The sequence below is a fragment of the Umezawaea tangerina genome (assembly GCF_003002815.1).
In the GTDB taxonomy this organism is placed as follows: Bacteria; Actinomycetota; Actinomycetes; order Mycobacteriales; family Pseudonocardiaceae; genus Umezawaea; species Umezawaea tangerina.
This window is the reverse complement of sequence record NZ_PVTF01000003.1, coordinates 605098-625948: the sequence shown is the minus strand read 5'-3', so window position 1 is coordinate 625948 and position 20851 is coordinate 605098. Positions and strand designations below refer to the sequence as shown.

Genomic DNA, 20851 nt, shown 5'->3' with positions numbered 1-20851 from the left:
CGGTCCAAACGCGGTGCCCGCGCCGCACATTCCCCCCGATATCGTTCGCCCCATGGCCGGACGCGGGACCCCCGCCACTGCCCTGCTGGACAAGCAGCGCGTGGCCCACAAGCTGCACTCCTACGACCACGACCCGCGCCACGAGTCGTACGGGACGGAGGCCGCCACCGCACTCGGACTCGTGCCCGGCCGGGTGTTCAAGACCCTCGTGGTCGACCTCGACGGCAGCCTCGCCGTCGGTGTGGTCCCGGTCACGGGGCAGCTGGACCTGAAGGCGCTCGCGGCGGCGTTGAAGGGCAAGAAGGCGAAGATGGCCGAGGTCGCGGCCGCCGAGCGGGCCACCGGGTACGTCGCCGGCGGAATCTCGCCACTCGGCCAGAAGAAACGGCTGCCGGTGGTGATCGACGCTTCCGCCGCGGAGTTCGACACGGTGTTCTGCAGCGCGGGGCGGCGAGGGCTGGAGGTGGAGATCGCACCCGCTGACCTGGTGCGGCTGACCGGGGCCGTGGTGGCACCGATCTCGGCTTGAGCTGCACGAACCCCGGAATTGTCGGACCCCGTGGGTAGTGTTCGGTTCGGGGGGCCTCACGGTCGGGTTACCCCTGCGGAGCCTGCGGTGAGGTGTGTGTGCCTGGGGCCGCTGGGGTGAGGTTGGGTGCAGGGACTCGGCGCGGGGCGGGCATGACGTGCGGTCTGGTCCGGCGCGGACAGGTCCAGCGCTGCGCGGCCCGGTCAGGTGCGGTGCAGCGCGGTGCGGTGCGGTGCTCAGGAGCCAGCGCAGTTGCTTGGGCGGGTGCGGCGAGCCGTTTGGCGCATGTCCCGGTCGGCATCGCCAGCTCCCGTGGGCCAGTGCCGCTGCACCGAAGGACCCAGGCCACTGCGGCGCTCGGCGCTCGGCGCTCGGCGCTCGGAAAGCGTGCTTCGCAGGGGTCGCCCTGTCGTGAGAACCTCCCGAACAGAACAGTACGCAGGGGGTCCGACAATTCTGGTAGGTCCGGATCGGCGCAGGTGGCGGGGCTTTTCCGGCGCTGGCGGTCGTGCCAGGACTCCGGCGGTCGTACTCAGACTTCGAGGGGGCGGAGGATGCGGGAGAGCCAGTCGGTGACGGTGCGGTGCAGGCCTTCGACGTCGGCCTTGAGGGAGTGGTCGCCCTTGAGCAGGACGACCTCCCGGTGGTGGGCCGACTCGGGTCTGCCGAACGGGTCGGCGCGGCCTTGGACGATGAGGGTCGGTACTTCCACGGCGGCCAGTTCGGGTTGTCTGGTCTTCTCCGGCTTGCCGGGTGGGTGGACCGGGAAGGCGAGGCAGAGGACGGCGACGGCCTGGCCGTCGGAGGAGGTTCGGCAGGCGACCCGTGCGCCGGAGGAGCGGCCGCCGAACACCAGTGGCAGCCCGTCGAACCACCGCACGCCCAGGTCCTCGGCGACGGCCAGCCAGGCGGTGTCCAGCTGCTGCGCGGGGGCGGGGGCGCGGCGGCCCGCGACGCGGTAGGGCTGTTCGACCAGGGCGACGTGGACGCCCGCCTCGACGGCCGCGCGGGTGGCGGCGACGAGGTCGGGGGCGCCGATGCCGCCGCCGGCGCCGTGGCCGAGCAGCAGGGCGGCTCTTCCCTCGGCGGCGCAGTGCAGCTCGGCCCGTGCGGGCCCGTGCGGTGTGTCGACGAGGGTGCTGGTCATGACAGCTCGAACAGGGTGGGTTCGGGCATCTCGGCCGTGGTCAGCGGGATCGGGTCCATCAGCTCGGGGCTGTTGTTCTTCACGCTGTTCACCGCCATCGACACCGGGCGCAGCTCCAGCCCGTCCACGACCTCCCGCGACGGCGCGAGCAGTGCCGACGGGTCGGACGAGTCGGGGTCCAGCCAGGCCGACCAGCGGTCGCGGGGCAGCACCAGCGGCATGCGGTGGTGGACGGTGGCCATCTCGCCGATGGCGTCGGTGGTGAGGACGGCGCAGGTGATGACCGGTTTGCGGCCCAGCTCCTCGTCGTTCTGCCACCACACCGACCAGATGCCCGCCATGGCGAGGCTGGTGCCGTCGTTGGGGTTGATGAAGAACGGCTGCTTGCGGCCCTCGCCCGGCTGCCACTCGTACCAGCCGTCGGCCGGGATGATGCAGCGGCGCTTGGCGGCGGAGTCGCGGTAGGACGGCTTCTCCAGCACGCTCTCGGACCGGGCGTTGATCATCTTCGCGGCGCCGGACAGGTCCTTGGCCCAGTGCGGGACGAGGCCCCACTTCATGACGCGGACGCTGCGCTCGGTCACGGTCGGGTCGGGCGTGCCCTCCTCGTCGCGCGGGTGCCGTTCGACGACCGCGAGCACCGACTTCGTGGGCGCGATGTTGTAGTCCGGGACGGGCGCGTCGCCCTCGGTGGCGTCCACCGCGTCGAACTCCGCCGCCAGCAGCGCCGGGTCCTTGGTGGAGGCGTACCTACCGCACACTCCAGATCACCTCCGGGGTGGCCATAGTCGCACGTCGTCAGCACCGGTGCGACCCGTCCACCACCTCATGCGGAATCATTCGACCCATGACTCAGCAGTGGTCCGCTCCCACCGCCAACGGCCCCGTGCGCTCGACGGTACCCGTGCCCGGCTCCAAGTCGATCACCAACCGCCTGCTGCTGCTCGCGGCGCTGGCCGACGGCCCGTCGGTCCTGCACGCCCCGCTGCGCAGCCGGGACAGCACGCTGATGGTCGACGCGCTGCGGGCGCTCGGCGTCGACGTCGTCGACGGCCCGGCCGGGAGCTGGCTGGTCAGCCCCGGTGAGCTGCGCGGACCGGCGGACGTGGACTGCGGTCTCGCGGGGACGGTGATGCGGTTCCTGCCGCCCGCCGCGGCGCTGGCGAGCGGCGAGATCCGGTTCGACGGCGACCCGCACGCCCGCACCCGCCCCATGGGCACGGTGCTCCAGGCGCTGCGCGCGCTGGGCGCGGACATCACCGGCGACGGGCTGCCGTTCACGCTCAACGGCACCGGCGGGCTGCGCGGCGGCGACGTCACGATCGACGCCTCGGGCTCGTCGCAGTTCGTCTCCGGGCTGCTGCTGTCCGGCGCGCGCTACGAGCACGGCGTGCGGGTGCTGCACGACGGCAAGCCCGTCCCCTCGCTCCCCCACATCGCGATGACCGTCGAGGTGCTGCGCGAGGCGGGCGTGGAGGTGGACGACTCCGAGCCGGACACCTGGCGGGTGGCGCCGGGCCCGGTGCGCGGCCGCGAGTGGCACGTGGAGCCGGACCTGTCCAACGCCACCGTGTTCCTCGCGGCGGCGGCCGTGACCGGTGGCGAGGTGACCGTGCCGGGGTGGCCGACGAAGACGACGCAGGCCGGTGACGCGGTCGGCGAGATCCTGGCCAGGATGGGGTGCGAGGTGTCGCTGGACGAGCGCGGCCTGACCGTCCGCGGACCGGACCGCCTGGCGGGCCTGGACATCGACCTGCACGACGAGAGCGAGCTGACCCCGACCGTCGCCGCGCTGGCGACGCTGGCCGACGGCCCGACGCACATCCGCGGCGTCGCGCACATCCGCGGCCACGAGACGGACCGGCTCGCGGCGCTCGTCGCCGAGATCAACGGTCTCGGCGGGGCGGCGGAGGAGACCGAGGACGGTCTCGTGATCGACCCCAAGCCGCTGCGCGGCGGCCCGTGGCGGGCCTACGCCGACCACCGGATGGCGACCGCGGGTGCGATCATCGGCCTGGTCGTGCCGGGCGTCGAGGTCGACGACATCGGCTGCACCACCAAGACGATCCCCGACTTCCCAGGAATGTGGGCAACGATGCTCGAGGTCAGCTGACGTGAGCCGTGGCGACTGGCACAAGCTCGACGAGTCCGACGTGCGGGTGCGGCCGGGGAAGGGGACCCGGCCGCGCAGCAAGCGCCGTCCCGAGCACGCGGACGCCGTGCCCGCGATGGTCGTCGGCGTCGACCGCGGCCGGTGGACGTGCGCGCTGGACGACGACCCGAAGCGGCTGGTGACCGCCATGCGGGCGCGGGAGCTGGGGCGCACGCCGGTCGTCGTGGGCGACCGCGTCGGGCTGGTCGGCGACGCGTCCGGGCAGCCGGACACGTTGGCGCGCATCGTGAAGGTCGCCGACCGCGCGTCCGTGCTGCGCCGCACCGCCGACGACACGGACCCGTTCGAACGGGTGGTGGTCGCCAACGCCGAGCAGCTGGTCATCGTCACGGCGCTCGCGGACCCGTTGCCGCGCACCGGTTTCATCGACCGCTGCCTGGTCGCGTCCTACGCGGGGGGGCTGACTCCCGTGCTGTGCCTGACGAAAGCGGACCTGGCAAGTCCGGACGAGCTGCTCGCCGCGTACGCCGAGCTGGACCTCGTGGTGGTCGTGACGCGGTCCGACGAGGACCCGAAGGCGCTGCGGGAGCGGCTGGCGACGAAGGTGTCGGCGCTGATCGGGCACTCCGGCGTCGGCAAGTCCACGCTGATCAACCAGCTCGTGCCGGGGGCGAACCGGGCGGTGGGAGTGGTGAGCGGGGTCGGCAAGGGGCGGCACACGTCCACGCAGACCGTCGCCCTGCCGCTGCCCGAGGGCGGGTGGGCCGTGGACACGCCGGGCATCCGGTCGTTCGGGCTGGCGCACATCACGCCGGACGACATCGTGGCGGCGTTCCCGGACATGCGGGAGATGGCCGAGGAGTGCCCGTCGGGCTGCGGGCACCTGGGGGCGCCCGAGGACCCGGACTGCATGCTGGACGAGCTGGTGACGACCGGCGCCGCCACGGCGGGGCGGTTGGACTCGCTGCGGCGGCTGCTGTCGTCGCGGGCCGGGCTGGAGGAGCACCCCGACTAGGGCGTGCGTCGAACGGGACTTCGGTGCACGCCCTAGCCGCGGCCGAGGTAGGCCAGCAGCCGGTCGTCCGGGGTCTTCGGGGTGAGCGGTGGGGCGAAGCGGGCCGGGCGGTCGGCGGCGCTGACCAGCAGCAGTGCCGCGGGGTAGAGCTCGTCGGCTAGGGCTCGGGGGATCGGCCGGGTGTCGTGGCACGCGCGGGCGACGTCCCACCCGTGCACGGCGACCTCCAACGCCCCGGCGCGCGCCACGATGTCCGTGGTCACCGGGCAGCCGCCGATGGACACCGCGCGGCCGTCCTGGGCGGTCCAGGCGCCGAGGAGGTCGCGGGCCCGGTCGCGGGCCGCGGTGACCGGGTCGTCGTGGGTGGCGAGGTCGCTGTCGAGCGGGACGTGCCCGTCGGCCGCGGCCTCGTGCAGCGCGGTCAGGGAGTCGACCAGGTGCCACAGCAGGGCGCGCAGGTCCCAATCGTGGCACGGGGTCGGGTGGGACAGGGCCTCCGGGGTGACGGCCCGCAGGCAGCCCAGGGTGTAGGTGACGGCCCGTTCGAGCAGGCCGACGTGGCTCACGGCGCGACCGAGGCCGGCAGGCCGAACACGTCGAACAGCGTGGTGTCCAGGAAGTTGACGACGTGCGAGATGCCCTTCTCCCCGATCGTGAGCACCTGGAGGTTGAACGGCTCGCCCCCGATGTAGAGGCCGAAGGCGGGTTGGCCGTTGGCGCGGGTGGGGACCACGCGGATGTCGCCGGGGCAGCGGATCGCGAGGTGGGTGGCGACGGCGTCGGGGCCGCGGTACCAGGACTTGAACGGCGGCATCTCCCACACCACGTCGGCGGTGAACAGGCCCACGATCGCCGGGATGTCCTTCGCCTCGAACGCCGTCGCGTACCGGTCGAGCAGCTCGCGCTGGTCGTGGTCCGACGGCTCGACCACGGCGTCCTCGGTGACCTCCGTGAGCTGGGCGCGGGCTCGTTGCAGGATGCTGTTGACCGCCGGGGTCGAGGTGTCCAGCAGCTCGGCGACCTCCTTGGCGCTCCACCTCAGGACGTCGCGCAGGATCAGCACGGCCCGCTGCCGCGGCGGCAGGTACTGCAACGCGGCCACCAGCGCCAGCCGGATCGTCTCCCGCTCCGTCACGATCGACGCCGGGTCCGCCCCCACCGCCTCGTCCGGCACCGGCTCCAACCAGGGCACCTCGCCGCCGTCGACCAGGTCGTCGGCCGGGTCGCAGTCGGACCCCAGCCCCGTCGGCAACGGCCTGCGGGTGCGCTTCTCGATCGCGGTCAGGCACGCGCTGGTCGCGATCCGGTACAGCCACGTCCGCAACGACGACCGCCCCTCGAACCGGTCGTACGCCTTCCACGCCCTCAGGTACGTCTCCTGCACCAGGTCCTCGGCGTCGTGCACCGAGCCCAGCATCCGGTAGCAGTGCGCCAACAGCTCCCGCCGGAACGGGTCCGAGAGCCGGATGAAGTCGTCCGCCATCCCCACACCTCCCTGTTCTGGATGTGGACCGTCGCGGGAGGCGAAACTCATCGGTGGGGGGCGGAGAGGGTGGTGCCAGCGGGCCAGGTTCGCCTGTTGGGGCGACACAGCCGCGAACTTGGCGGGTTCGCCGGGCCGCGGTCACTCGGCTGGCGTAATGTCTGCGCCTTGTCCCGCGATGTTCTCGTATGTGCCCAACTCTTCACTCCAGGGATTCGGACCCCCGAACGCCGACAAGGCGGGTCCGATAAACCCGTGCGCGTGTGCCATCGGCGCGTGACCGGACGCATCGCGAGGTCGGGACGAGGTCGGCAATCCCTTGAAGCCATGACGCAAAACGACAAGGAGCACGATGTCCCACACCGATGGCGGCGAGAACGGCGACAAGTAGCAGCAGCCGTTCGAAGCGTCCGCACGGACCGACCACCGGTCCGGCGGGCGCTTATTTTTTGATCTCCAACCGCATGCCGATCTTCACGTCGATCGGCATGTTGCGGATCTTCAGCTCGACCTCCAGCCTGCCGGTGCTGTCCTTGCGCTTGATCGTGAAGTCGTGCTTCTTGCGGTCGAGGTTGACCGCGTCGAAGTGCGCGTCGAACCCCTTGGGCAGGATGACCCGGTAGCTCGCGTACTCGACGGGGTTGCCGAACCTGAACGTGAACAGGTCCGGTTGCCTCCGCACCATGAGCGGAATGCTCTTGCCCGGCCAGCGCCATTTCATTTGCACACGGACACTGCTGCCGACCTCCGCGGGCGTGTGGAAATGGGAAAGCATGTTGAGACGACCGTCGTCGAGCCAGTACGAGGTCACATCCCAGCTTGTACCGGAGGTGCCGTCCACGAGCAGGTTCCGCACCTCGGTCGTCACGTTCTTCCGGTAGGACTCGGGCTGGTCCCACCCCGCACCGAACCGTAAGCGGAAGAACCGGGCGTCTGCACCTTCCACTTTGGCTTGCACTGTGATTATCTCTTCCGTGTCGCCGTTCTCCTCGATGACAGCGACCTGTTCCCACCGGATGATGCGGAACCTGGTCGGCCAGCCATCCCAGATGACGTCGCAGTAGCGCGACAGCAGTCCGCGGTGGAGCTCGACCTTGGCTTTGAGCTTGTTCCGACTGGCCAGCAGGGCAAGCGTCAACGCCAGCCACGACAGCACGACAACCACGAGTACTGCGGCCCGAATCGCGAAGTCTCCCAACAACGCGCTGAGGACGGCGCCGAACGCCATAATCCCCAAAGAGGCCTTGACGAGCCCGACTCCGCCTTCTTCCTCCAGGAAGCGCTCTAACCAAGGAGCGAATTTCCGTAGAATATCGACACCCCCTTCAAGACCCGGAGCAGCGTCGAAGACGTGCACATCGCAGCACGCCGAACCGCGTCGATCAGGGTAACCCGCACAGATGACAGGAGTCACTGAAGTTGGTGCGAATGGGTGGCTCTTCGACAAGTTCCCCACTCGGATAATCGACACCCCGATCGTTATCACAATCGCGATTGACAACTACTGTTAAACCACACCACTGAACGCGGGGCACAGAGCCGAAGCGGTAGCCGATGACGCCCGCGCAGGACAGGGCACCAGCGCCGATTGCCCACGCCCGAGCGCGTGCTTGGTGCCCGCGGCGTGGGTCAGCGCATGTGCGGGTAGGTGTGGTCGGTGGGCGGGACGAAGGTCTCCTTGACGGAGCGGGGGCTGGTCCAGCGGGTGAGGTTGAGGACGGAGCCCGCCTTGTCGTTGGTGCCGGAGCCGCGGCTGCCGCCGAAGGGCTGTTGGCCGACGACGGCGCCGGTGGGCTTGTCGTTGACGTAGAAGTTGCCCGCGGCGAAGCGGAGGTGGCGGTGGGCCTCGTCGATGGCCGCGCGGTCGCGGGCGAAGACGGCGCCGGTGAGGGCGTACGGGGTGGAGCTGTCGACCAGGTCGAGGGTGGTGGTGTAGTCGGCGTCGTCGTAGACGTGGACGGTGAGGATGGGACCGAAGAACTCGGTGGTGAACAGGGCGTGGTGCGGGTCGGTGCCGACCAGGACGGTCGGTTCGACGAAGTAGCCGGCGGAGTCGTCGCAGCCGCCGCCCGCGAGCACCTCGACCGAGGTGGAGGCGTTCGCCATGAGCAGGGCGCCCTTGTGCTTGGCGAACGCGCGCCCGTCGATGACCGCGCCGCCGAAGTGGGAGAAGTCGGTGACGTCGCCGTAGGACAGGGTCCTGGTGGTGTCGGCGAGGAGGTCGCGGACGCCGCCGTCCCACAGCGACCTGGCGACGTAGGCGCGGGAGGCCGCCGAGCACTTCTGGCCCTGGTACTCGAACGCGCCGCGGACGAGGGCGGTCACCAGGGAGGCGGGGTCGGCGGAGGGGTGGGCGACGACGAAGTCCTTGCCGCCGGTCTCGCCGACGACCCTGGGGTAGGAGCGGTAGGTGTCGAGGTTGTCGGCCATGGTGCGCCAGAGCGCCTTGAACGTCGCCGTGGACCCGGTGAAGTGCAGCCCGGCGAAGTCGCGGTCGGTCAGGGCGACCTCGCTGACCGCGGCACCGTCGCCGGTCACCATGTTCACCACACCGGGTGGCAGGCCCGCGGCCTCCAGCAGCCGCATCGTGAAGTGCGCGGCCAGCTGCTGGGTCGGCGACGGCTTCCACACCACGGTGTTGCCCAGCAGGGCGGGCGCCAGCGGCAGGTTCCCGGCGATGGCGGTGAAGTTGAACGGCGTGATCGCGACGACGAACCCGTCGAGCGGGCGGTGGTCGAAGCGGTTCCACACGCCGGGGCTGGAGATCGGCTGCTCGGCGAGCAGGCGGCGGGCGAAGTGGACGTCGAAGCGGAGGAAGTCGACCAGCTCGCACGCGGCGTCGATCTCGGCCTGCTGGACGGTCTTGGACTGGCCGAGCACCGTGGCGGCGTTGAGGGTGTCCCGCCACGGGCCCGCGAGCAGGTCCGCGGCGCGCAGGAGGACGGCGGCGCGCTCGTCGAACGGGAGGTCCTGCCAGGCCGGTGCGGCGTCCTTGGCGGCCTGGACGGCCTCGGCCACGTCCTCGCGGGTGGCCTGGGCCGTGACGCCGAGGACGTGGTGGTGGTCGTGGGGCTGGACGACCTCGACCCGGTCGCCGCCCGCCATGCGCTGCTCGCCGCCGATGGTGGTGGTGAGCTCGTGCCGGACGCCCTCGAGCTCGGTGATCCTGCGGCGCAGCGACTCGCGGTCGGGGCTGCCCGGTTCGTATGAACGGATGGGCTCGTTAACCGGTTCGGGTACCGAGGTGACGGCGTCCATGTCCTCATCTTGGCACCGCGCGGTAACCTGCGCGCCATGGCGCAGGTGACGGGTATCGGCGGGATCTTCTTCCGTGCCAGGAACCCGGCGCTGCTGGCGGTCTGGTACCGGGACAACCTCGGCGTGCCGATGAACGACCACGGCACGGTGACGTTCCACTGGGTCGACTCGTCGACCGAGGACAACCCCGGCACCACGACCATCGCGCTGTTCGCGAACAACACGGACTACCTGGGCGAGCCGGGGCAGCGCGCGATGCTGAACCTGCGGGTGGACGACCTGCGGATCCTGCTGGCGAAGCTGAAGGCCCGCGGCGTCGAGGTGCTGCCGCAGACCGAGGACTCCGAGTTCGGCCGGTTCGGGTGGTGCGTGGACCCCGAGGGCAACCGGATCGAGCTGTGGGAGCCCGCCGAGGGCATGTAGCCCCCGGTTACAGCAGGTCCAGCAGGAACGGCAGCTCCTGGCGGGCGTACCAGGCCAGCTCGTGGTCCTCGGCGCTGCCGAGGGTGAACTCGGCGTCCGGGTCGCCCAGGTCGGCCTCGTCGATGACCTCCGCGGCGGCGCGGACCGCGTCCTCGGCCTCCGAGGTGTCGAGGTGGATGGCCGCGACCAGCTCCATCGGGACGGGGCCGGACACCTTGACGACCGAGAAGTCCAGGTCGGGGCGGAGCTTCACGTCGTCGACGTCGACCGAGACGACCGCGCGGCGCGGCATCGCCTTGTCGTCGTCGGCGAGCTCGGCGGCCAGCAGCCGGACCGAGGCGCGCGCCGCGTCGAGCATGGCGGCGTACTCCAGCTCCTCGGTGTCGCCCGCGGCGTAGGACTCGCGCAGGGCGGGCGTGAGGGCGAACGCGGTGCCGCCGACCGGGCGGAACTCGTTGTTCTCCACCAAGTCGCGCAGCATGGCCACGGTCGCCGGAAGGTAGACCCTCATTCCGACACCGTCCCCATCAGTTCTTCCACGGATTCCTCGACCATCGCAGCTAGAACGTCCACATCGGACATGGCGTCGCGATCGGCGTTGAGACCGAAGTAAACACCACCGTCGTACGACGTGACGCCAATCGACAGGGCTTGGTTCTTGGCGAGCGGGACGACCGGGAAGATCTCGGTCATCCGCGCGCCCGCCGCGTAGAGCGGGACCTGCGGGCCGGGCACGTTGGTGACGACGACGTTGAACAGGCGTCGCGAGAACGAGCTGGCGGCGCGTGCCCCCAGTGCGTGCAGGGTCGGCGGGGCGAAGCCCGACACCTTGACCAGCGTGTCCGCGGCGACGGACTGGCCGGACTCCTGGTGGGCGCGCATGGCGTGGCTGACGTGGTGCAGGCGCACCACGGGGTTCGGCTCGCCGACCGGGAGGTCGACCAGGTAGGCCGCCACGCCGTTTGACCCCTCCTCGTCGCGCACCGACAGCGGTGCCATCGCGCGCATCGTGGTGTGCGCGGACACGACCTCGCCGCGCGACATCAGCCACGCCCGCATGGCGCCGGACAGCACCGCGAGCACGCCGTCGTTGATCGTGCCGCCGTGCGCGCGCCGGATCGCCCGGAACTCCTCCAGTGTGCCCCTGGCGACGGCGAAGCGCCGCTGCGGCGAGATGCGGACGTTGAGCGGGCTGCCCGGCGCGGGGGTGGACGCGGTGCGCAGCGCCGACACCAGGCCGCCGACCGCGCCCGCGACCTTCTCGACGGTCGCCATGGTGTCCATGGTCGCCGAGCGGACGTTCTCCACCAGCTCACCGGGCCGCTGGACGACCTCGGCGACGGCGTCGGCGACCAGCTGGAACGAGCTGGGCTCGGGCTGGGGCATCCACAGGCTCTCCAGCGGCCTGCGGGGCGTGGGCGAGACGTCCAGCATCACCTGGCCGATCTCGATCGCGCCGACCCCGTCGACCACGGCCTGGTGGGTCTTGGTGATGACCGCGATCTGGTTGCCCTTGAGCCCTTCGACCAGGTAGGTCTCCCACAGGGGCCGGGTGTGGTCCAGGGGTCGCGACATCAGCCGCGCGACCAGGTCGTGCAGCTGCGCGTCGCTGCCCGGCTTGGGCAGGGCGGAGCGGCGCACGTGGTAGGTGACGTCGAAGTCCGGGTCGTCGACCCACACCGGGCGGGCGAGCCTGCCCGGCACGTGCACGACCTTCTGCCGGTAGCGCGGCACCAGCGGCAGCCGCTGCTCGATCAGCTCGACCAGGCGGTCGTAGTCGAACCCCGCCCTCGGCCTGCGGAACACCGCGACCCCGCCGACGTGCATCGGCGTCGTGGCGTCCTCCAGGTACAGGAACGAGGCGTCCAACGCGGACAGACGATCGGGCATGAGATCAGGTTAGCCCGCCGCGCGGCACCGGCCGGGACACCGCGCTGCCGCCGGTCACGACCGGCGGCACCGCTCCACCAGCTCCTCGACGGCCCTGACCTCCTCGGGGTCCCGGTCGCGGCGGGCGAGCCTGATCTCCGCGGCGGCGGGCATGGCCTGCCGGACGGCGTCGTCGACCCCGGCCAGGAACGACCTGATCAGCCGCGACCTGGCCGCGCGGCGGACCGGCCGGAGCCTGCCGACGGCCATCGCGAGCCAGCTCAGGGCCAGGTCGACCCGCCGGTCGCCGCGGGCGGCGCACGCCCAGTCGATCGCGACCGGTCCCTCCGGGCCGAGCACGACGTTGCCGGGGTGCAGGTCGAGGTGGAGCAGCGCCCCGTGCGGCGCGCCGGGCAGGAAGTCCGGTGCGGGGACGTCGTCCAGCCGGTGGTGCAGGTCGGCCAGCTGCCTGCCGAGCACGGCCGCGCGCCACGGCCGGTGGTCCAGCTCCGCCGACATCCGGGGGCCGGGGACGTACTCCATGACGAGTCCGTCGTCCCCGACGCCGTGGACCCTCGGCACCGGGATGCCGCGTTTGCGCAGGTAGCGCATCAGTTCGGCTTCCGGGGTGAGGTCCCGTCCGTCGCGGTTCCGCTTCACCAGCAGACCGTCCGGCCGCAGGAAGACGTCCGCCTCCTGACCGCTGGCCAGGAGGCGGGCGCGGTGCGCAACGCTGCGCTCGCCCGAGCTCATGTGACGATCCTCATGGTTCCCGGCGCCGATGCAAGCCCCTGAACGGGCATGGCACCCTTCACGTCGTGGAAATCTCCCCCAAGGACAAGTTCGTCACGGTCTACGGCCGCAAGCCCGTCCTCGAAGCGCTCGACGACCCGCGCCTGGACGTGGACAAGGTCATGCTCGCCGACACGGCGCGCGGGGCGGCGGCCAGGGAGATCCTCGACGCGGCCAAGCGGCGCGGGGTGCGGGTGCAGCGGGCGACCGAGCAGCGGGTGAAGGTCCTCGCCGGCAACGGGCGGCACGACCAGGGCGTCCTCGCCGACGTCGTGGCGCCGCGGATGCTGCCGCTCGACCTCGCGCTGGAGGGTCCGGAGCAGCCGCGCGGGGTGCTGGTCCTCGACGGCATCACCACGCCCGCGAACGTCGGCATGATCCTGCGGACCGCCACGGCGGCCGGGATGGACGGCATCGTGGTGCCGCGCCGGGGTGTCGCCTCGGTGGACCCGCTGGTGGTCAAGGCGTCGGCCGGGGTCGCGTTCCGCGCGCCGATGCTGCGCTGCGCGACCGCGGCCGAGGCCGCCGCGAACCTGCGCGCCCACGGGTACCCGCTGTTCGCGCTGGACGCGGGCGCCGAGGAGTCGATCTACACCGCCGACCTGCCGGAGCGGGCGGCGTTCGTGCTGGGCAGCGAGACCTACGGCATCTCCGAGGACGTGCGCCCGCACGTGACCGGGTGGCTGTCGATCCCGATGGCGGCCGGTGTCGAGTCGCTCAACGTGGCCAGCGCCGCCGCCGTGCTGTGCTTCGAGGTCGTGCGCAGGCGGCAGGCCGGGAGGTAGTCGACTGGACCCGCCGCGTGCACCCAGCGGCGGGCCCAGCGAGTTTTCGGCGGGTTGCTAGACCCAGTCGACGTGGTAGCCACCCACGCGCGCGGTCTCCAGCAAACCGCCACGGCATTCCGCGTCCGACGTCTCGAAACCGGTGGCGGCCCCGTCCCCGAACTCCCGCCAGCGGTTGTACCCGGACTCGCAGTCCACGACGATCCGGAAAAAGCGCGTCGGCCCGAAGTCGCAGAACACCGCTACCGCCTCCCCGCCGAGAATTCCGCGGAAGGAGGGGGAACATTCACGGGCCGGCGGTGGGAAGTCCGGTGCTGCCGCCGCCGATGCCGTTCCGCCGACCTGGACGACGGGAATGGCGAGAACAGCGGCGACAATGGCGATGAGCTTCCGCATCGGTGGCCCCTTGAATTCGACGACGCCACCGAAGTTACGCAGCACCGGTGATGAGCCGCAATAACCGGACAGGGGCTGTTTTCCTCGCGCCGCGTCACCGCCGTTAACCCTGCGGTGGGTCGGTAGCAGGGTTCCGCCATCCGCGCGGGTGTACCGGCGGGAGCGCGCGGTCCACGCCTGGGACGGGGCCGACGACGGCGTCGCGACGCCTGGGGACCTAGCGGTCGAGCAGCTCACCCACGGTGACGACCTTCGCCCCGGCGTCGGCCAGCCTCCGCAACGCCGCCGCGTGCTCCTCGGCCGTCGTGCCCGTGGTCGCGTCCGACACCACGAGCACCTCGTAGCCCAGCTGCAGCGCCGTGCCCGCGGTCGCGGCGACCCCGTGCTCGGTCGCGATGCCCGCGATCACCAGCACCTTCGCGCCCAGGTCGCGCAGGTCCGACACCAGCCTGGTGCCGGAGAACGCGTCCACCCCGGATCTGGTCACCACGTGCTCGCCCCGCCCCGGCTCCAGCGCGTCGACGATCCGGTTCGCCGGCGCCGCCACCCCTCCGTCCGAGCCGTCCGCCCGCACGTACCGGGCGATCACCACCGGTGCCGCCTCCGCGTCGAACGCCTCGCGCAACCGCACGCTCGCCTCGACGACCGCCGGACCGGGGATCGGTTCCAGCGGCTTGTCGACGATCCACTGCTGGAGGTCCACCAGGATCAGGACTGACCGAGCACTCAGCACCGGGATGATCACCTGACTCTCTCGAGTGCGCACACGGCCGGCACCTTAGCGGAAAGCGTTTGCCGAATCGGGCCCGCGGCGCATGATGATCAAAGGGTAGCGCGCTTTCAGATCGACGGAAACTCAATCAGGACAGCGAGTTCGTCCACAGTCGAAGCTATCGACGTGTGGTGCACACCCACCATTCCGACAGCCGCCGCACCTCGCACGTTGACCGCCAGGTCGTCGACGAACACGCACTCCGCCGGCTCCAATCCGAGCCGTTGCGCGGTCAGCAGGTAGATGGCCGCGTCCGGTTTGGCCAACCCCACCTCCCCCGACACCACCACCACGTCGAACAACCCGTCCCACTCCCGCGGCGGCGACCACAGGCCGTCCGCGTTGGACAGGAGAGCGGTGCGGACGCCATGTCGACGAGCGGTCCGCACGACCCCGACGAGCGGGGGTTCGGGGGCGGCGAAGTCGTCGCCGAAGTCGGTCAGCACACCACCGAAGTCCAGCACCAGTCCACGAAGCACAGCAGCAACCTACGCCGGTCATCCGATCGGGTGATGTGTGTCCTGAGTTGGGCCGGTGGTCACTCGGTACTGGGGTGTGGGTTCACTGGTCGGCGTGGAGGGGTCGGATGGTTGTGCGGGCGTTGAGGTTGGGGGCTGTGGGGGTGGCTTCCGTGGGTGTGGCTTCTGGGGCGGTGGCTTCTGGGGCGGTCGTGCCGGAGATGAGGGTGCCGGAGGGGCGGGTGGTGCCGGAGTTGTCGGAGGAGGAGGGGAGGAGGTTGGTGGTCGTGGTGTTGGAGGGGGTGGATGGGTTGAGGCCGTTGGGGCAGTTGGCGGGGGTGGTGAGTGGGGAGGTGTTGAGGGGGTTGAGGGTGGAGGTGGGGAGGTCGCGGTTGGGGAGGTTGAGGGTTTGTCGGGTGGGGGTGGGGGTGGTGGAGATGGCTGGGACGGTGGTTCGGGGAGGGAGGGTGAGGGCGTTGGCGGTGAGGGTGGAGTTCGTGGATGGGGGGTGGAGGTGTGTGGTGTTTCGGGTGTTGGGGTGAGGGGGTTTCGGGTTTTTGTTGGGCGGGGATTGTCGGGGGGGTTGATAGGGTGGATTTGGGGGGTGCTTTGTTGGGGCGGGCGATAGGGGTGCCCGTGGGGAGGATATCGGTGGGGTACGACAGTTTTCGGTTCATCTATTCGGTAAATGATCTTGTCGGACCCGGTCGGTAGAATTGTTGTCGGGGGCTTCTGAATTCGGGAGTGCCTTGTTTGGGGTGGGTTCACCCCGATCGCCGAGTGTTCTATGCCCACCACTGCTTGTCAAGACGATGGAGCTGTCTTGACAAGCAGTGGTGGGCATAGAGATGGCTTCTCGTCGGGGTGCGTGGGGGGGAAGTGTGGGTTCGAGGGCATCAGGCTGCGCCTGACAGGGCATCGGCTGGCGCCGACAGAGCATCCTCGCTGCGCGTCGGACAAGGCCCCAGGCGCTCCGCGCCGGATGGGCGCTGGCGGGCTTCGCCCAACGGGGTGAGGTGGCGCGGGCTGCGCCCGGCGGGGGACCCTCGGCTGCGCTGTCGGGTGGGGCGTTCTCGCTGCGCGTCGGGCAAGGCGGGTGGGTGGTGGGCTGTGTCTGGGCAGGGGCATCAGGCTTCGCCTGACAAGGCAATCCTTGCTGCGCTTCGGATGAAGCAGTGGGGCGCTCCGCGCCGGATGCGAGGTGGCGGGCTGCGCCCAGCGAGGGTTCTCGGCTTCGCCATCGGACGAGGATCAGGCTCCGCCTGACAGGGTGTCCTTGCCGAGGGTCGGACGGAGCATCCCCGGCTTCCGGGGCAGCTGAGCGCTGTGTGCCGGATGGAGCGGCCATACCGCCGCTGTTGGGGATGCCGCCGAGCTTTGCTGGCGAGCGGTTGTTGGGGCGTGGAAAAGCCCGAAGGGCCGCTCACCGGGTGGTGGCGGCCCTTCGGGGGGGTGGTGGGGGTTACCGGCGGGGGCCCTTGCGGGCGGATTTGGCTTGGGCGCGGGCGGCTGCGCGGCGTTCCTTGCGGGTGCCGGCTCCTTCGTCGCCTGTGGTGTCGTCTTCTCGGGCTTCGGCTTCGCCGTTTTCCGCGGGGCCGCTGTAGCTGAGGCGTTGCTTGCCGGGTTCGTCCAGGCCCTTGCCGCGGAGTGCGGGTGGGATGGCGGAGCCTGCGGAGAGTTGGGCCAAGGCGGGGCCGGCGGGGGCTTCGGGTTGGGCGGGGGCGGGTTCGGCTGCGGCGGCCGCGCGGGCGCGGGCGCGGCTGCCGGTGAGGGGGCCCGCGCCGTTGCTGATGGAGACCGGGATCGGGGGGGCGGCGGGGGGTTCGGGTTCGGCGGCTTCGACCTGGAGGTTGAACAGGAAGCCGACGATCTCCTCCTTGAGCGCCTCGAGCATGCGGTTGAACATGTCGAAGCCCTCGCGCTGGTACTCGATCAACGGGTCGCGCTGGGCCATGGCGCGCAGGCCGATGCCCTCCTTGAGGTAGTCCATCTCGTAGAGGTGCTCGCGCCACTTGCGGTCCAGGACCGACAGCAGGACGCGGCGTTCCAGCTCGCGCATGGCGCCGGGGCCGACGCGGGAGTCGATGTCGGCTTCGCGGGCCTCGTAGGCGGAGAGGGCATCGGCCTGCAAGGTCTCCTTGAGGGACTCGCGGGTGATGTCGTCTTCCTCGTCGGTGTACTTCTTCCAGTCGAGCTGGATCGGGTACAGCGTCTTGAGGGCCGTCCAGAGCTGCTCGAAGTCCCAGTCCTCGGAGTAGCCGTCCGCGGTGGCGCCGTCGACGTACTCCTCGACCACGCTGGTGATCATGTGCTCGACCTGCTCGCGCAGGTCCTCGCCGTCCAGGACGCGGTGGCGCTCGGCGTAGATCACCTTGCGCTGGAGGTTCATGACCTCGTCGTACTTGAGGACGTTCTTGCGGATCTCGAAGTTCTGCTGCTCGACCTGGGTCTGCGCGCTGCGGATGGCCCTGGTGACCATCTTGTGCTCGATCGGGACCTCGTCCGGCACCTTCAGCCTGGTCATGACGGTCTCGACCATGGCGGCGTTGAAGCGCCGCATCAGCTCGTCCTTCAACGACAGGTAGAACCGGGACTCACCGGGGTCGCCCTGGCGGCCGGAACGGCCGCGCAGCTGGTTGTCGATGCGGCGGGACTCGTGGCGCTCGGTGCCGAGCACGTACAGGCCACCGGCCTCGCGGACCTCGTCGGCCTCGGCCTTGACCTCGGCGGAGACCTCCTCGATCAGCTTCGACCAGGCGGCCTCGTACTCGTCGGGGGCCTCGACCGGGTCGAGGCCGCGTTCGCGGAGCTCGTGGTCGGCGATGATGTCGGGGTTGCCGCCGAGCACGATGTCCGTGCCGCGACCGGCCATGTTGGTGGCGACGGTGACGGCGCCCTTGCGGCCCGCCCTGGCGATGATCAGGGCCTCGCGGTCGTGGTGCTTCGCGTTCAGCACCTCGTGCGGGATGCCCCGGCGCACCAGCAGCTTCGACAGGTACTCGGAGCGCTCGACGCTCGTCGTGCCGATCAGGACCGGCTGGCCCTTCTCGTGCCGCTCGGAGATGTCGTCGGCGACCGCCTCGAACTTCGCCTCCTCGGTCTTGTAGACGAGGTCGGGCTGGTCCTTGCGCTGCATCGGGCGGTTCGTCGGGATCGGCACCACGCCGAGCTTGTAGGTCTGGTGGAACTCGGCCGCCTCGGTCTCGGCGGTACCGGTCATGCCGCCCAGCTTCTTGTACAGGCGGAAGTAGTTCTGCAGGGTGATCGTGGCGAGGGTCTGGTTCTCCGCCTTGATCTCCACGCGCTCCTTGGCCTCGATGGCCTGGTGCATGCCCTCGTTGTACCGACGACCCGCCAGCACGCGGCCGGTGAACTCGTCGACGATCATGACCTCACCGTCGCGGACGATGTAGTCCTTGTCCTTGGTGAAGAGCTCCTTGGCCTTCAGCGCGTTGTTCAGGTAGCCGACCAGCGGCGTGTTCGCGGCCTCGTAGAGGTTCTCGATGCCGAGCTGGTCCTCGATGAAGGTGACGCCGACCTCGGAGATGCCGACGGTGCGCTTGCGCTCGTCGACCTCGTAGTGGACGTCCTTCTTCAGCAGCGGCGAGAGCCGGGCGAACTCCTGGTACCAGCGCGAGGACTGGTCGGCCGGGCCGGAGATGATCAACGGGGTGCGCGCCTCGTCGATGAGGATCGAGTCGACCTCGTCGACCAGGCCGAAGTAGTGGCCGCGCTGCACGCACTCGTCCAGGCTCCACGCCATGTTGTCGCGCAGGTAGTCGAAGCCGAACTCGTTGTTCGTGCCGTAGGTGATGTCGGCGTTGTAGGCCACCCGGCGCTGTTCCGGCGTCAGCTCGGACAGGATCACGCCGACCGTCAGACCGAGGAAGCGGTGGACGCGGCCCATCCACTCCGCGTCGCGCTTGGCCAGGTAGTCGTTCGTGGTGATCACGTGCACGCCCTCGCCCGCCAGGGCGTTGAGGTACGTCGGCAGCACCGAGGTCAGGGTCTTGCCCTCACCGGTGCGCATCTCGGAGATCTGGCCGAGGTGCAGCGCCGCGCCACCCATGAGCTGCACGTCGAAGGGCCGCTGGCCCAGCGTGCGCTTGGCACCCTCGCGGACGACGGCGAACGCCTCGGGGAGCAGCTCGTCGAGGGTCTCGCCCTCGGCGTACCGCTTGCGGAACTCGACGGTCTTCTCCCGGAGTTCCGCGTCCGTGAGGTCGACGACTTCGTCTTCCAGGTTGTTGATGTGCGCTGCGATGTTGCGCAGGCGCTTGAGCATCTTGCCCTCGCCAGCGCGGAGCAGTCGGGACAGCACCATCCGGGTCGACCTCATTACGTCATCGCTACGCGCCCGATCTGGGCGCCTTCCACCAGGCTCGACAAGCCCGCTCTAGTCGACATCGTAGGCAAGAGCGAGACCTGTGTGCACCGACACAGGCAGGAACCGCTCCGAAACCCACCGTGAGCGGCACCCGGAGTGCCCGTGCACGACAGGTACAACGGTGCAAGGAGCGCATTGGTGCCGAAAACGCCGCGATCCCCCGGAGCGGGCTGCTCCGGGGGACCGCGGTCGAGGTCGTAGGGCCGGTCGGACCGGTCAGGACAGCCGGATCACGCCGTAGTCGAACCCCTTCCGCCGGTACACGACGGAGGCCCTGCCGCAGTCGGAGTCGGAGAACAGGAAGAAGTCGTGGCCGACCAGCTCCATCTCGTAGAGGGCCTGGTCGACGGTCATCGGCTTGGCGGGGTGTTCCTTCTCGCGGACGATCCGACCGGGGAGGTTGTCCTCCAGTCCTTCGTCCCACCGCTGCTGGGCGGGCACTTCGGCCACGCCGGCGTAGTCGTCGTCGGGTTCGGGGGCGTCGAGGAGGGCGGTCTGCCCGAGCCTCACGCCCTGCGCGGAACCGTTCATGTCGGTGGGGGAGACGACGTCCCCGAGGCCGCTGGTCGCTTCCGCGACCGATGTCGGGCCACGTCGCCCGTGGTGCACGCGCCTTCTGTCGTGCGTGCGGCGCAGGCGGTTCTCCAACTTGCTGACCGCCGAGTCGAGGGCGGCGTAGAAGTCGGCGGCGCAGGCCTCCGCGCGGACGATCGGTCCGCGGCCCTTGCCGGTGATCTCGACGCGTTGGCAGCTCTTGGCCTGCCTGCGGTTGGGCTCGTGGAAGAGCTCCACGTCGAAGCGGATGACCTTGCGGTCGTAACGCTCTAGCCGAGCCAGCTTTTCCGTCACGTGCACCCTGTAGTGATCGGGCACCTCGACGTTGCGGCCCTTAACGACGATGTCCATACACGACCTCCCTCGCGTTGCTGCGAGCTATGGCTATGGATCAGTGCGGCACCGGCTCGCGATCATCGATCGCGGACTGTCGCTGAGTGTCGTTCTCAGCACCCTTCCGGCGCCTGGGTCATGGGCTTTTCGCCTCCTCCCCCACCGGGCCGGGAACGCTGATAGCGCTGCACGTTAGCTCGGTATTCACCTCAGCGACAGCCCCCACGGCGGGGGAACTCCGAGAAAAACAAATGCTCACGGAGCGTGACAAAAACTGGCCACTAGGCGTACCCCGACGGGCACTCCGAGCACCGCGCGACACCTTCACCTCACCCGGATGGCGTACTGCGGGCGAAACCCCGTTCGGCACAGTCACCGCGCCGAAGTGGCTCCGCTGGAACGTCATGTGTCGCCAACGGGCGGACGCGACCGCAGGTTCCCGACGGCGCGGAATAGATTTTTCGTCCCATTCGCCGTGCTCGGAGCGGGGTGTATCGGTAATGAACACATGAAACGTGTTCGGCTTCCCTCTTATC

At 70.3% G+C, this 20851-nt stretch carries 20 protein-coding genes; 6 read left to right on the top strand and 14 right to left on the bottom strand.

The features are described 5' to 3' along the window. Positions 1 to 52: 52 nt before the first annotated feature. The gene (gene ybaK, locus CLV43_RS13325; RefSeq protein WP_106187400.1) at positions 53 to 529 is read left to right on the top strand and encodes a Cys-tRNA(Pro) deacylase; all 477 of its coding nucleotides are present in this window, start codon (positions 53 to 55) and stop codon (positions 527 to 529) included. A gap of 532 nt (positions 530 to 1061) precedes the next feature. Here ybaK and CLV43_RS13320 read toward each other — a convergent pair. Both CLV43_RS13320 and CLV43_RS13315 read right to left on the bottom strand, forming a co-directional pair. Then, a complete protein-coding gene (locus tag CLV43_RS13320) occupies positions 1062 to 1676 on the bottom strand; it encodes an alpha/beta hydrolase family protein (RefSeq protein ID WP_106187399.1) in 615 nt (204 codons plus the stop codon). Beyond that, complete coding sequence (locus CLV43_RS13315; protein WP_106187398.1) at positions 1673 to 2437, bottom strand: SOS response-associated peptidase; 765 nt, start codon at positions 2435 to 2437, stop codon at positions 1673 to 1675. Before CLV43_RS13315 ends, CLV43_RS13320 begins: the two co-directional genes overlap by 4 nt. A gap of 86 nt (positions 2438 to 2523) precedes the next feature. Here CLV43_RS13315 and aroA point away from each other — a divergent pair, with 86 nt between their 5' ends. Both aroA and rsgA read left to right on the top strand, forming a co-directional pair. After that, positions 2524 to 3789, top strand: coding sequence for a 3-phosphoshikimate 1-carboxyvinyltransferase (gene aroA, locus CLV43_RS13310; protein ID WP_106187397.1), 1266 nt, complete (start codon positions 2524 to 2526; stop codon positions 3787 to 3789). Between the two features lies 1 nt (position 3790). Further along, positions 3791 to 4804: a ribosome small subunit-dependent GTPase A gene (gene rsgA / locus CLV43_RS13305; protein WP_106187396.1), complete on the top strand. Its 1014-nt coding sequence runs from the start codon at positions 3791 to 3793 to the stop codon at positions 4802 to 4804. 32 nt (positions 4805 to 4836) lie between these two features. On the opposite strand, the gene CLV43_RS13300 is transcribed toward rsgA, so the two are convergent. The 4 genes from CLV43_RS13300 to pruA form a co-directional block, all read right to left on the bottom strand. Further along, a complete protein-coding gene (locus CLV43_RS13300; RefSeq protein ID WP_106187395.1) occupies positions 4837 to 5370 on the bottom strand; it encodes a TIGR03086 family metal-binding protein in 534 nt (177 codons plus the stop codon). Next, a complete protein-coding gene (locus tag CLV43_RS13295) occupies positions 5367 to 6287 on the bottom strand; it encodes a sigma-70 family RNA polymerase sigma factor (RefSeq protein WP_106187394.1) in 921 nt (306 codons plus the stop codon). Before CLV43_RS13295 ends, CLV43_RS13300 begins: the two co-directional genes overlap by 4 nt. A 442-nt stretch (positions 6288 to 6729) precedes the next feature. Next, positions 6730 to 7644: a hypothetical protein gene (locus CLV43_RS13290; protein ID WP_146174754.1), complete on the bottom strand. Its 915-nt coding sequence runs from the start codon at positions 7642 to 7644 to the stop codon at positions 6730 to 6732. A gap of 272 nt (positions 7645 to 7916) precedes the next feature. Next, positions 7917 to 9545 (bottom strand): L-glutamate gamma-semialdehyde dehydrogenase, encoded by a 1629-nt coding sequence (gene pruA, locus CLV43_RS13285; protein ID WP_106187392.1) that lies wholly within the window; start codon positions 9543 to 9545, stop codon positions 7917 to 7919. A gap of 36 nt (positions 9546 to 9581) precedes the next feature. Between pruA and CLV43_RS13280 the strand changes: the two genes are divergently transcribed. Beyond that, positions 9582 to 9968 (top strand): VOC family protein, encoded by a 387-nt coding sequence (locus CLV43_RS13280; protein ID WP_106187391.1) that lies wholly within the window; start codon positions 9582 to 9584, stop codon positions 9966 to 9968. A 7-nt stretch (positions 9969 to 9975) separates the two neighbouring features. On the opposite strand, the gene CLV43_RS13275 is transcribed toward CLV43_RS13280, so the two are convergent. From CLV43_RS13275 to CLV43_RS13265, 3 genes are read right to left on the bottom strand one after another with little or no spacing between them, the layout of a single operon-like run. Then, on the bottom strand, positions 9976 to 10479 hold the full coding sequence (locus CLV43_RS13275; RefSeq protein WP_106187390.1) for a DUF6912 family protein: 504 nt from the start codon (positions 10477 to 10479) through the stop codon (positions 9976 to 9978). Further along, positions 10476 to 11858, bottom strand: a complete 1383-nt coding sequence (locus CLV43_RS13270) for a WS/DGAT/MGAT family O-acyltransferase (protein ID WP_106187389.1) — start codon at positions 11856 to 11858, stop codon at positions 10476 to 10478. Before CLV43_RS13270 ends, CLV43_RS13275 begins: the two co-directional genes overlap by 4 nt. A gap of 54 nt (positions 11859 to 11912) precedes the next feature. Continuing rightward, the gene (locus CLV43_RS13265) at positions 11913 to 12590 is read right to left on the bottom strand and encodes a phosphotransferase (protein WP_106187388.1); all 678 of its coding nucleotides are present in this window, start codon (positions 12588 to 12590) and stop codon (positions 11913 to 11915) included. 65 nt (positions 12591 to 12655) lie between these two features. Here CLV43_RS13265 and CLV43_RS13260 point away from each other — a divergent pair, with 65 nt between their 5' ends. Beyond that, the gene (locus CLV43_RS13260) at positions 12656 to 13414 is read left to right on the top strand and encodes a TrmH family RNA methyltransferase (protein WP_106187387.1); all 759 of its coding nucleotides are present in this window, start codon (positions 12656 to 12658) and stop codon (positions 13412 to 13414) included. A gap of 57 nt (positions 13415 to 13471) precedes the next feature. Here CLV43_RS13260 and CLV43_RS47085 read toward each other — a convergent pair whose 3' ends face one another. From CLV43_RS47085 to CLV43_RS13245, 3 genes are all read right to left on the bottom strand, one after another. After that, positions 13472 to 13810 (bottom strand): hypothetical protein, encoded by a 339-nt coding sequence (locus CLV43_RS47085; RefSeq protein ID WP_146174753.1) that lies wholly within the window; start codon positions 13808 to 13810, stop codon positions 13472 to 13474. 217 nt (positions 13811 to 14027) lie between these two features. Continuing rightward, positions 14028 to 14576: a cysteine hydrolase family protein gene (locus CLV43_RS13250; RefSeq protein WP_106187385.1), complete on the bottom strand. Its 549-nt coding sequence runs from the start codon at positions 14574 to 14576 to the stop codon at positions 14028 to 14030. Between the two features lie 74 nt (positions 14577 to 14650). Beyond that, positions 14651 to 15061: an HAD-IA family hydrolase gene (locus CLV43_RS13245; RefSeq protein ID WP_106187384.1), complete on the bottom strand. Its 411-nt coding sequence runs from the start codon at positions 15059 to 15061 to the stop codon at positions 14651 to 14653. A gap of 107 nt (positions 15062 to 15168) precedes the next feature. On the opposite strand from CLV43_RS13245, the gene CLV43_RS50040 reads away from it, so the two are divergent. Then, complete coding sequence (locus tag CLV43_RS50040; protein WP_106187383.1) at positions 15169 to 15582, top strand: Rv3235 family protein; 414 nt, start codon at positions 15169 to 15171, stop codon at positions 15580 to 15582. 920 nt (positions 15583 to 16502) lie between these two features. On the opposite strand, the gene secA is transcribed toward CLV43_RS50040, so the two are convergent. Next, positions 16503 to 19364 (bottom strand): preprotein translocase subunit SecA, encoded by a 2862-nt coding sequence (gene secA / locus CLV43_RS13235; protein ID WP_106187588.1) that lies wholly within the window; start codon positions 19362 to 19364, stop codon positions 16503 to 16505. A gap of 279 nt (positions 19365 to 19643) precedes the next feature. Then, complete coding sequence (gene hpf / locus CLV43_RS13230; protein ID WP_106187382.1) at positions 19644 to 20333, bottom strand: ribosome hibernation-promoting factor, HPF/YfiA family; 690 nt, start codon at positions 20331 to 20333, stop codon at positions 19644 to 19646. Positions 20334 to 20851: the final 518 nt, after the last annotated feature.

Coding starts and splice junctions, on each gene's coding strand:
- ybaK (WP_106187400.1), top strand. CDS start 53: ATGGCCGGACGCGGGACCCCCGCCACTGCCCTGCTGGACAAGCAGCGC.
- aroA (WP_106187397.1), top strand. CDS start 2,524: ATGACTCAGCAGTGGTCCGCTCCCACCGCCAACGGCCCCGTGCGCTCG.
- CLV43_RS13280 (WP_106187391.1), top strand. CDS start 9,582: ATGGCGCAGGTGACGGGTATCGGCGGGATCTTCTTCCGTGCCAGGAAC.
- hpf (WP_106187382.1), bottom strand. CDS start 20,333: ATGGACATCGTCGTTAAGGGCCGCAACGTCGAGGTGCCCGATCACTAC.
- CLV43_RS13295 (WP_106187394.1), bottom strand. CDS start 6,287: ATGGCGGACGACTTCATCCGGCTCTCGGACCCGTTCCGGCGGGAGCTG.
- CLV43_RS13275 (WP_106187390.1), bottom strand. CDS start 10,479: ATGAGGGTCTACCTTCCGGCGACCGTGGCCATGCTGCGCGACTTGGTG.
- CLV43_RS13320 (WP_106187399.1), bottom strand. CDS start 1,676: ATGACCAGCACCCTCGTCGACACACCGCACGGGCCCGCACGGGCCGAG.
- CLV43_RS50040 (WP_106187383.1), top strand. CDS start 15,169: ATGGTTGTGCGGGCGTTGAGGTTGGGGGCTGTGGGGGTGGCTTCCGTG.
- CLV43_RS13270 (WP_106187389.1), bottom strand. CDS start 11,858: ATGCCCGATCGTCTGTCCGCGTTGGACGCCTCGTTCCTGTACCTGGAG.
- CLV43_RS13265 (WP_106187388.1), bottom strand. CDS start 12,590: ATGAGCTCGGGCGAGCGCAGCGTTGCGCACCGCGCCCGCCTCCTGGCC.
- pruA (WP_106187392.1), bottom strand. CDS start 9,545: ATGGACGCCGTCACCTCGGTACCCGAACCGGTTAACGAGCCCATCCGT.
- secA (WP_106187588.1), bottom strand. CDS start 19,364: ATGGTGCTGTCCCGACTGCTCCGCGCTGGCGAGGGCAAGATGCTCAAG.
- CLV43_RS47085 (WP_146174753.1), bottom strand. CDS start 13,810: ATGCGGAAGCTCATCGCCATTGTCGCCGCTGTTCTCGCCATTCCCGTC.